Raw genomic sequence first — 10310 nt, 5'->3', positions numbered from 1 at the left:
TCATTAGGCATTCGAGTACATAGGCGTTGGCAGGAAACCGGACTTCATCACAGAAAAGGAGAGGGGCATGGTTCGGATATTCTTTTTCCCATGTGTCCAAGAATTTCTTCGCAATGGAAATGCTCGTTACGCTGCTTTCGTCAGCAAGTATCGTGCGTATATTACTTTTTAAAGCTGAGAGGCGGCGTAGGATTTCGGGGGCCGTAGTGGCGCACTCAGTCCTATGCAACGAATCGTACATGCCACCAGAGATGTACACTGCGCCTACACGATCTTGCAAGGCGTATAACGCTTGAGTTACTCCAGTCAAATACTGATCGTACCCAGCTGTCTCAACTGGATTTCTATTCTCAGGATCCCAATGGCCATAACAATTTATCCATGCAACGATAGGTTTCATACGGTTATGATAACGAAAGATATGAATATCCGGTAGCTGGTCTATATTATGGCTGTCTGAGGCACCGCCCTAGGACGAACAGACGTATCATCAGGCTCGCTGAAGGGGCTCGCGAGCATTACAGACTAGTCGTACTGTAAACAGGCGCTATAATGAAGCCAGTGATGCGATAGCTATCAATCTTAGAAGAGACACATATGGTTACAGGATACTGCGTTAAATGTAAGGAAAAAGGCGTTGAGTTGTCAGCACCAGCGATTCACCAGACAAAAGCAGGTGGCTTTATGGCAAAGGGAAAGCATGTAAAGTGCGGCACCGTTGTCTGCGCAATGATGTCTAAAGAGAACGCTGAGAAGGCAATTAAAGAGGGCGCAACAAAAGCTTTCTAAGCTTTTAGTTACAGTCCGCAATACAAAAAGAGGCCCGAGTGGGTCTCTTTTTGTATAGGCTGGCGGATAGTGAAAAATTTCAGACGTTACTTGAATCGAGAGAGTACTGGGACTTAATCAGATTAGCCCTTAACTCCCAATTTCCTTTCGCACCTGCTGAATAAGCCCTGCATAATCTACCTGGGCAAAATCGGTTGTATCCACTTCAATTACTTTCCCAGGTATATCCAAAGTAGCCGACTTTCCTTCTTCAAGTATTTTCTTGAATTCATCAGGATTCTGACCATCTACATGGCCTGGATGCCGTTCCCCTGAAGCTACACGTTCGTGAAACCGTTTGGATAGCACATCACCATTAGCCCAACAAAGAATTTGGATAAATTCAGCGCCATATGTTTCGGCATAACCGCGGAATCGTTCGTTTTCGAACTCAGGCTTAAAATTGCTCTCAATAATAAGCGGCTGTTTAGCCTCTAGGTGTGCAAGGAGGATAGAATCGAGCAATCGCATGCTCGCCATTCCGAGTTTCTTTGACCACTCACGGTCGCTCCAACCAAGTGTATCGAAGAGAATTTCTTTCAGTCCATCCTTGGAAACCATTGGGATGGCCAGCTCAGTGGCTATCTTTTTCCCGAGAAACGTTTTACCAGTTGCCGGGTGCCCTGAAATAACTAAGATTGGAAAGCTCATGAGGATAGGTATTTAGTGAAAAAAGATCGTGGAACTGTGGCAGATTTGCCCTGAAAATAAACCGTAGCTTCATCTGCATGTTCAGACTCTAATCGTACAGTTAGAGTACTGAGGTATGGCAATTTAGTGTGAATTATATTTTCTTCTTCCCAATTTTCTGACAAGAAACCAGTGGAGAACTGCCTATCTAATGAAAGGAGAAGGGCCGCCATGACTGGTGCATGAGTGAAAGCGTCAATCTCAATTGATCCACCCTCCTCTTGAGCCACCTCAAGCTTATCGGTAATAAAAGACTTCAGATCACCCAAAGCTTCTTGTCCCGTTTTCACTCCATCTACCCGCTCTTCAGCATTAAGCCAACCCTTAAGCCAACGACCACCTTTTCCCCCATATTCTTCTCGTAGCTCTGGATGCTCTGAAATTGTACCTTCGCTAAGACGCTGATCCCGCTGAGGGCTATTCAGTTCGTTTAAGGTATCAACTTCCCGTTCGAAAACCTCACCAGTTTCAGATGCTCGATCTAATCCGGAATGTACAACTTCTGTAGTGCCAACTGTGACACCTTCGTAGTTTTCTCGATAATATTCCCCGCTATCCTCCCGTCCCTCTTTAGAAAGTGGACCACTATCCCCTTCTTTAGGGCCATGACGGTGCAGGGTAACATCTAGTGTGTAGGTGAGTGTTTCCTGCTTTTCTATTTTGGGGGAATAATTCTCGATGCTCATAGACCCATGATAGAGATTTTAATGAGAAAAGGTAGCTGGGTAGGATAACGTTCGCTTCGCTCACTAACCCCGCCCCTCAATTAGACCTCGGCAGGGCGCGGTCGAACCTGGTTTCGAATCTGCCCTGCAGTCCAAAGAAAAGAAGAGACCAATGGTCTCTTCTTTTCTTTGGCTGCCTGGGTAGGATTCGAACCTACGGTAACCTGATCCAGAATCAGGCGCCTTACCACTTGGCCACCAGGCATCACATTGTCCTCATGTTCTCCCCACACTATTCACACATACGAAATTGGTACCGCAGAAGAGCGGTTTAGTGCTCTGCTACGGTACCAAATTTCCCCCCTTCAATCAAGAACTAGGCTGCAGGGGCTGCTACTGGAGCTGCCGCAGGGGCAACTTCGTCCACGGTACGGGTCAGCTGACGGTACACATGGGCGCTAGCAACAGCTACCACTGGGATAGCCACAATAAGGCCTACAACCAGCGCAATGAGCCCTACAAGGACCACCAGGCCACATACGATACCAAACAGAATGAGCTGCCACTTCACGCCCTGGGTCAGGCGGCCGCTCTCCTTAATAGACTCCATAATGCCCAGGTTCCGGTCAATCATGACATAGAGGGCCTGGCTGAAGCGAAGTGCCAAGTACACACCTGGAACAAAGAGCAGGACAAAGCCAATGGCCACCAAAATATTGATGATAATGGAAGCCGCAATCACTTTGACCAAGAGCTCTGGGGTAATCCCGCGGAAAAGCGAGGAGAAGTCCGTTGCTTTGCCATCCACATACTGCAGACAGACCCGCATGAGCAGGGCGGCAATAATGACAGAAACAATGGAGCTCAACAGGTTGGCAGACATCGCAGAGAGCATCTCTGTTGGGTTGAAGCTCATAGCGCTAAATGAGCGCTCCAACTCACCCGCCTTGTCCCCCTCAACAACCTTGGAAATAACCATGCTCACCACCGAAAGGACTACAATGACCGGAACCAAGGTCATCCAATGGTCCTTTACGGTCTTCCATCCGAACCCAATCGCTTCCTCAATCGAAAACTTGGCCATGAAGAGTGCTTATCTGCTTTCTTCTAGCGTACCGATTTGCTTACCCTACCGCAATGACTGCGCGCAGCCGGGCTAGCGATTCGTCCTTGCCCAGCACATGGAGCATTTCAAAGGCACCTGGGGAAGCGCTGACGCCAGTAAGGGCGGCGCGGATGGGCCACAGGACGGCAATGTTGGAATATTCACCCATGCCAATGAACAAACGGAGCCTTTCGTCCAATACATCGACGGTCCACTCTTCACACGGGATCTTCTCTAGGTAATCCACTGCAAGCTTGAGGATTTTACGCGTGGATTCCAGATCCCCCTTCTTAGGGATAATAAGCTCTAGGAGCTCAGTGTTTACATCAGGACGCACAAAGAAATAGCGGGTGAATTCTGGCGCTTCGTCCAGGTGTTTTAGGCGCTCCTGCACGGAGGCCGTGACCGCCAATAAGTAATTCCCGGGCTCTGCAGGTACCCCTGCCTTTTGCAAGACGAGCAGTAGCATAGTGGCCAGCTCGCCAACGGAAAGCTGCCTAATATACCAGCCGTTTACATAATCCAAGCGCTCAAAGCTGAACTTGGCAGGCGCCTTTTGGACCCGTGTCAGGTCGAAGCGGCGGATGAACTCATCACGCGTAAAGAATTCTTCCTCAGTACCAGGAGACCAACCCAGGAACGTGAGCATGTTGAACAGGGCATCGGGCAGATAGCCCTTATCCCGGTACTCTGCCACATTTACGGAACCATCGCGCTTAGAGAGCTTGTGGCGCCCATCAGGACCCAAGATAACCGGTACATGGGCAAAAGATGGCGCCTTCCAACCAAAGGCCTCGTAAAGCAACAGGTTCTTAGGCAACGATGGGATCCACTCTTCACCACGGATTACGTGGGTGATCTCCATGAGGTGGTCATCGACCACGCTTGCCAACTGGTAGGTTGGGAAGCCATCTGACTTCATGAGGACGTAGTCATCCAAGTCATTGGTGTTAAACACCATCTCACCCCTAATGACATCCCGCCCTTTTACTTCCCTATCGAGTGGGAGGGCATGGCGGATGACAAACGGCTCACCTGCTTTGGCGCGCTTATCACTCTCTTCCTTTGGCAGGTCGCGGAAACGGCGGTCATACTTAGGGATCTCCCCTCGGGCCTGCTGCTCTTCGCGCATCTTGTCCAACTCTTCTGCCGTGGCAAAGCAGCGGTAGGCATGACCATCTTCGAGGAGCTTGGCGGCGTAGTGCGCATACATGGGCAGGCGCTCGGACTGGATATAGGGACCCTTGTCACCTTTTTGGCCAACTTCGCCCTGCTCGTTCAGGTACACACCCTCATCTGGGGTGAGTCCCATCCAGGCCAAGTCATACAATTGGCGCTTGAGCGAACCCTCAACCACCCGTGCCTGGTCCGTATCCTCTACACGCATAATGAACACACCTTTATTCTGGCGGGCATAGAGCCAGTCAAAGATAACGGTGCGGAGGCTACCTAGGTGGAGCTCTCCTGTTGGACTAGGGGCGTAACGGACGCGGACAGACATCAGATAATATTTGGGTAGTGAGTAATAAGGGGTTCTCTTCCTGGTTCCCAGTATACCGCAACCACATCCAGACGGATATTTTGGTTGGGATACTGCGCAGAAAGCAGGTGGAGCGACCGGTTGAGGCGACGGAGCTTTTGGGGTGTGACCGCCTGGAGCGGATCTGTAAAGCGCGTTGAGCGGGTTTTCACCTCTACCAGGACGATGGTTTCACCATCTAAGCAGATTAGGTCAGCCTCGGAAAAGCGTTTGCGGACGTTTCGGGCAATAAGTACAAAACCCTGACGTTTTAAAAACTCGGCGGCCTGGGTTTCCCCCTGCGCGCCGAGTAGTTGGCTTTGAACCATGAAGCGTTAGGCTTCTTTCTGCTCCTCTTCAGGGGCAGCTTCTTCAGTTGGGGCTTCCGCCTCAGCGGCAACCTCTACTGGAGCTTCAACCGGAGTCTCCTCTGGTGTTCCCACTACTTCAGCAACTGGGGTCTCTTCAACCTCTTCAGCCACAACCTCTTCCTCTACAGGAAGTTCAACTTCGTTTGGCTCAGACCAGCTTGCAGGAGTTTGGTTCTCGTTCTTAAAGCGGGCGTTCTTACCTTTACGGTCACGCATATAGTAAAGCTTGGCACGGGAAACATCGGCGCTCTTTACGCGGTCTACCTTTACAATGTTTGGTGAATGCAAAGGATAGGTGCGCTCTACGCCAATACCACCAACGGCAACTTTACGAACGGTAAACGTACCGTCTAGGCCACGGCCGTGCTTTACAGCAATAACCAAGCCTTCGAAGATCTGTACGCGCTCTTTGTCACCTTCTTTGATTTTCTGGTGTACGCGAACAGTGTCACCTGGCTTTACGGCCGGTGGGTTCTTTTTTCCATATTTGCCCAAGAGAAGCTGGGCGATGTCTGTCTTCATCATGGGAGTTAGTTCTTGGGACGGACAGACACGATGCGGGTTGGCCGGAGCTTGCCGGTGAACTTGCGCATCATGATTTTCTTGAATTCAACCACACCGTCGATGAGTGCGTAGAGGGTGTCATCTTTGCCACGTCCTACGTTCTCACCTGGGGCGAACTTGGTACCGCGCTGACGGACGATAATGTTACCGGCCGTAGCGTGCTGGTCGCCGAAAACTTTCACACCAAGACGTTGAGCGCGACTATCGCGCCCCAGTCTGGTACTACCGGCGGCTTTCTTATGTGCCATGACGTTTTACTGAAATCTGGGTTACTGAGAAGAACTTTTCTGAGAAAGAAACGTGCTCGTCTAGATGCAAAAAGTCTTTTGCGCCTAACGAACAAGTTTCAGGGAAACAATGTCACGCCGAACCAAAGAGTCGGGGCGGTCGTAACAAAAGAGTACTCGGGTACTATAGCCAACCAGATGTAATCTGTCAATTATTGCGTCGTAGACAGACGCATCTTTGTCATCAGTGCATAGGGCGCGTGGGAAAATAACGGTAAATGATTCAGGCTTTTCCGTGGATTCTGCCCAGTACTGGAAGAACTCCAGGTATAAACTGGTAAGTTCTTCAATCCAACCAGCCCGTTCGCTAGGTTGGAGCTTGGCACGGAGCGGTTTGCCCAGGTAGGGTTCAGCGACAATCACAAACGGCTCACCGACCTGTTGGCCAGGGCCTTTGGTAGCATCAGCCGCCCAGACATTCTCTGGGGAAACCGGGTCTAACCCATACTCGTCGCAAAGCCAGGCCAAGTTTTCCCGGGTTGCAGCCACTTGCTCGGGACGCAAATCTGACCCAAAGGCCGGAATACCCAAAAGGGTTGCCTCTAGTACAATGCGGCCATTCCCACAGAACGGGTCGTAAACTGAGAGCTTTGCATTGCTCCCCACGCCCAGGTTTACCAAGGTCTGCGCCAGCTTAGGTGGCAACATACCGGAAACCGGGTCTGGTTTTGGGATGCCAAAGTCACGGAAGGTATACCCTTCAATGTCTTGCACGGTCTTGGTAATGCCAAGCCACCATCCCCCCTCACCCGAAATACAAACCAGGTCAATTGCCCGGCCGTTCGCGGCCGCATTGCCCCCCACCAACTTGTTGTGGATAAGCTGCGGCGCACTCAAGTGGCTGCGAGGCGCAGGCGGCGTGACAATACGAATGCTCCGCCCAGCATGGGTAAGAATTTCCTTGAGAGGTTTGGCAATCTTGGTGGCGGGCGCCGGCTTGCCCTTGGCAGACCAAGTGCTGACACCTACGGTAATCTTTCCTTCCGGTGCGGCGTTGTCCAACACGAGCTGGGCAGCAGATTGGACAACCGCCTCACGTTCAACCTGGAAAAAGAGCTCTGCAATACGCACGGTACCCCCGAGAGTTGCCTGAACGCCTTGCAACTGGTCACTGGTCAGGGCGGTATCCCGTTCCACGAGGGCAATTTCCGCCTCGATCATCTTTATGACACGGATACCAAAACGCCCGGCTACTGCGTTTAGCTCGAGGAGCGACAGTTCCGGTGTGCGGCCAAAGATGAAGGCATACTGGGATGGCATAGTGTGAAGCTTGAGTCAGCGGGTATCCACCGGTACACTAGAGATTGTCCAAAGGAAGGGGCAAAGTCAGGGCCGCGTGCCGTGGTGTTGGCAGAAATAAATTGGTAGGGCGATACTAGCCCTTTTTGATCTCTTTGTCGAGCCATCCCACCGGGGAAGGCTCGTACTTTGAAGGCCTCCCCCGAATCCACATCCATACTCATGTCCGAGTTTGTCCATCTTCACGTCCACAGCATGTACTCCCTCCTCGATGGGGAGGCTCAGGTTAGTGCGCTCGTAAAGCGGGCAAAGGAACTGGGACAAAAGGCGCTCGCCATTACCGACCATGGGGTCATGTACGGTGTCATCGACTTTTACGAAGCCTGTCACAAAGAGGGAATCAAGCCGATTATCGGCGTAGAAGCCTACATGGCCAAACGGCTCCACACAGACCGCGAGGCCAAGCTGGACGCCAAATCCTACCACCAGCTCCTTCTTGCAGAAACCTTTGAGGGGTATCAGAACCTCCTCAAGCTGACGAGTATCGCCCACCTGGAAGGGTTTTACTACAAGCCCCGTATCGACAAGGAACTGCTCCGCCAACACGCCAAAGGCCTTATTGGCACTTCAGGCTGCTTTAACGGTGAGATCCCCCGCCGCCTCGCCCTGGATTGGGACGACGGTGTGAAAGCCCTCCATGAGTACCTGGATATCTTTGGGCGTGAAAACTTTTACATAGAGCTCCAGCACCATCCGCAAGACGATGAGGTGATGGAAAGCAACCAGCAGCTGCGCAAACTTGCCAAGCAAGAAGGTGTCCCCGTTATTTGTACCAATGACGTGCACTACATCCACCCTGAAGACGCCGAGGCACAGGACGTACTCGTCTGTGTTTCTTCTGGGAAGACGGTGAACGACCCGAACCGGTTGAACATGTTGGATGCTGACATCAGCATGACTTCTACCGAACAAATGATGGAGTGGTTTGCCGATGTCCCCGAAGCGGTTAGCAACACCGCACTCTTGGCGGAGCGCTGCAATGTGACCATCCCTATGGGTGAGAACATCATGCCGGTCTACCCTATCCCGGAAGACTTTAAGGTTGAGGGCAAGTACCCAGAGAAGAAAGACCGTTACTACCTGCGCTACCTCTGTGAACTGGGCATGAAGGACCGTTACGATGTGGATTACAAATGTGACGACAGCCGTACCGAGGGTGACCTAGTTGCTTCCCCACTGAACGACCCGAACATTTCCCTGGCCGACAGGGCGCGGCCTCGTTTGGAGTACGAACTCTCCGTAATTGAGAAGATGGGCTTTGAGTCTTACTTCCTTATTACCCAGGACTTTTTGAACTGGGCCCGTGCGCAGAACATTATGATTGGCCCAGGGCGTGGTTCTGCCGCCGGTTCTTTGGTTGGCTTCCTCTTGCACATCACGAACGTGGACCCCCTGCACCACAACCTGATCTTTGAGCGGTTCCTGAACCCAGAACGTGTATCGATGCCGGATATCGATAATGACATTGAGGATACCCGCCGTGACGAGGTTATTAACTACGTACGCGAGCGGTATGGCGCGGACCACGTGGCCCAGATCATTACTTTTGGAACCATGGCCTCCCGTGCTGCCATCCGTGACGTTGGGCGGGCTCTAGGCATTTCCTACAACGAGTGTGACCACATCGCCAAACTCATTCCTTCTGGACCTGGAGGCATGAGCATTAAGGATGCGTTGGCCAATATCCCTGAACTTAAAGAGCTCTATCACAGCAATGAAGAGCTGCAGAAGCTTATGGATATTGCGAGCAAGCTGGAAGGCGTTGCCCGGCACACCTCCATCCACGCCGCTGGCGTGGTAGTGACCCGCGACCCACTTACCGCGTATGTTCCCATCCAGCGTGCCGCCAAAGATGACAACGCCATTGTCACGCAGTACGCCATGAACCAGATTGACCACATTGGCCTACTCAAGATCGACTTCCTGGGGTTGTCCAACTTGAGTATCATCCAGCAGGCGTTGCGGGTTATCCGGAAAATCCGCGGCGTGGAAATTGATTTGGACGGGTTGCCTATTGATGACAAACCGTCGTATGAACTCCTCTCGCGCGCGGAAAGTACCGGCGTGTTCCAGCTGGAATCTGCCGGCATGAAACGGTACTTGAAAGAGCTTAAGCCAACCCAGTTTGAGGACATTGTGGCCATGGTGGCTTTGTACCGACCGGGACCGATGGACGCCATCCCCGACTTTATTGAATCCAAGCATGGCCGCCGGCAGGTAACGTTCTTGCACCCAATCCTTGAACCTATCCTAAACATGTCCTATGGCGTCATCGTTACGCAGGACCAGGTATTGGAAGTGGCCCGTAAGTTTGCCGGCTTTACCTATGGGCAGGCAGACGTGCTCCGTAAGGCAGTAGGTAAAAAGATTAAGGCACTGCTCGATGAACAGCGCGAGAAGTTCATTGATGGCGCCATTAAGACCAATAGCAACCAGGGTGTGACCAAGCAGCTGGCGGAAAAGGTCTGGGACTTCGTGGAACCATTTGCCCGTTACGGTTTTAACCGGGCCCACGCCGTGTGTTACGCCATGATTGCCTACCAAACCGCGTACCTAAAGGCCAACTACCCAGTTGAGTTCATGTCCGCCCTGCTCACCGCAGATACCAACAACCTGGACCGTATCGGCATTGAAATTGCCGAGTGCCGGGACATGGGCATTGAGGTGCTGGCGCCGGACATTAACGAATCCTTCCTGGAATTTGGTGTCATTTTCTTTAACGAGGAGCACACCAAACCTGAAGATAAGAAGTACGATTCGTATATCCGCTTTGGCCTAGGCGGCATTAAGAACGTGGGGCTGGCCCCAAGTGAGTTCATTGTGGAAGAACGTAAGGCCAATGGCCCTTACGCAGACCTGCCAGACTTTCTCCGTCGCTGTGCATCGGTAGTGAACAAGAAAGTACTTGAAAACCTGATCATGGCGGGCGCCCTGGACTCCATTGGCGAGCGCGGTGAGCTGCTGGCAAGCGTGGAGAACATG

Annotated in this window: 10 protein-coding genes, 1 tRNA gene and 1 pseudogene; 2 read left to right on the top strand and 10 right to left on the bottom strand. The window is 51.9% G+C overall.

The annotated features are described in order from the left end of the window. Positions 1 to 400, bottom strand: a 400-nt coding sequence (locus VLA04_03545) for a hypothetical protein (protein ID HSI20749.1), incomplete at its 3' end; no start/stop codon positions are given. 197 nt (positions 401 to 597) lie between these two features. Between VLA04_03545 and VLA04_03540 the strand changes: the two genes are divergently transcribed. Then, positions 598 to 789: a hypothetical protein gene (locus VLA04_03540; protein ID HSI20748.1), complete on the top strand. Its 192-nt coding sequence runs from the start codon at positions 598 to 600 to the stop codon at positions 787 to 789. Positions 790 to 918: 129 nt separating this feature from the next. Here VLA04_03540 and VLA04_03535 read toward each other — a convergent pair whose 3' ends face one another. The 9 genes and pseudogenes from VLA04_03535 to VLA04_03495 all read right to left on the bottom strand — a co-directional run bounded on the left by VLA04_03535 (position 919) and on the right by VLA04_03495 (position 7289). Next, positions 919 to 1479, bottom strand: a complete 561-nt coding sequence (locus tag VLA04_03535) for an AAA family ATPase (GenBank protein HSI20747.1) — start codon at positions 1477 to 1479, stop codon at positions 919 to 921. Further along, the gene (locus tag VLA04_03530; protein HSI20746.1) at positions 1476 to 2204 is read right to left on the bottom strand and encodes a hypothetical protein; all 729 of its coding nucleotides are present in this window, start codon (positions 2202 to 2204) and stop codon (positions 1476 to 1478) included. The genes VLA04_03535 and VLA04_03530 overlap by 4 nt, the downstream gene beginning before the upstream one ends. A gap of 169 nt (positions 2205 to 2373) precedes the next feature. After that, positions 2374 to 2448, bottom strand: a tRNA-Gln gene (locus tag VLA04_03525). Between the two features lie 111 nt (positions 2449 to 2559). Beyond that, positions 2560 to 3267 (bottom strand): DUF975 family protein, encoded by a 708-nt coding sequence (locus VLA04_03520; protein HSI20745.1) that lies wholly within the window; start codon positions 3265 to 3267, stop codon positions 2560 to 2562. A 40-nt stretch (positions 3268 to 3307) separates the two neighbouring features. Then, a complete protein-coding gene (gene gltX, locus VLA04_03515) occupies positions 3308 to 4789 on the bottom strand; it encodes a glutamate--tRNA ligase (GenBank protein ID HSI20744.1) in 1482 nt (493 codons plus the stop codon). Further along, positions 4789 to 5136 carry a YraN family protein gene (locus VLA04_03510; GenBank protein ID HSI20743.1) on the bottom strand — a complete coding sequence of 116 codons (348 nt, stop codon included), beginning with the start codon at positions 5134 to 5136 and terminating at the stop codon, positions 4789 to 4791. The genes gltX and VLA04_03510 overlap by 1 nt, the downstream gene beginning before the upstream one ends. A 210-nt stretch (positions 5137 to 5346) precedes the next feature. Continuing rightward, positions 5347 to 5700: pseudogene (gene rplS / locus VLA04_03505) on the bottom strand (50S ribosomal protein L19). 8 nt (positions 5701 to 5708) lie between these two features. Then, a complete protein-coding gene (rpmA, locus tag VLA04_03500; GenBank protein ID HSI20742.1) occupies positions 5709 to 5990 on the bottom strand; it encodes a 50S ribosomal protein L27 in 282 nt (93 codons plus the stop codon). A gap of 84 nt (positions 5991 to 6074) precedes the next feature. Next, positions 6075 to 7289 carry a hypothetical protein gene (locus tag VLA04_03495; GenBank protein HSI20741.1) on the bottom strand — a complete coding sequence of 405 codons (1215 nt, stop codon included), beginning with the start codon at positions 7287 to 7289 and terminating at the stop codon, positions 6075 to 6077. Between the two features lie 168 nt (positions 7290 to 7457). On the opposite strand from VLA04_03495, the gene dnaE reads away from it, so the two are divergent. Then, a partial coding sequence (gene dnaE / locus VLA04_03490) for a DNA polymerase III subunit alpha (GenBank protein HSI20740.1) occupies positions 7458 to 10310 on the top strand: 2853 nt, incomplete at its 3' end.

The sequence above is a fragment of the Verrucomicrobiia bacterium genome, assembly GCA_035460805.1.
GTDB lineage: Bacteria > Patescibacteriota > UBA1384 > CAILIB01 > CAILIB01 > DATHWI01.
Note: the sequence above shows the minus strand (reverse complement) of the source record. Positions and strands in the feature narration are given on the sequence as shown.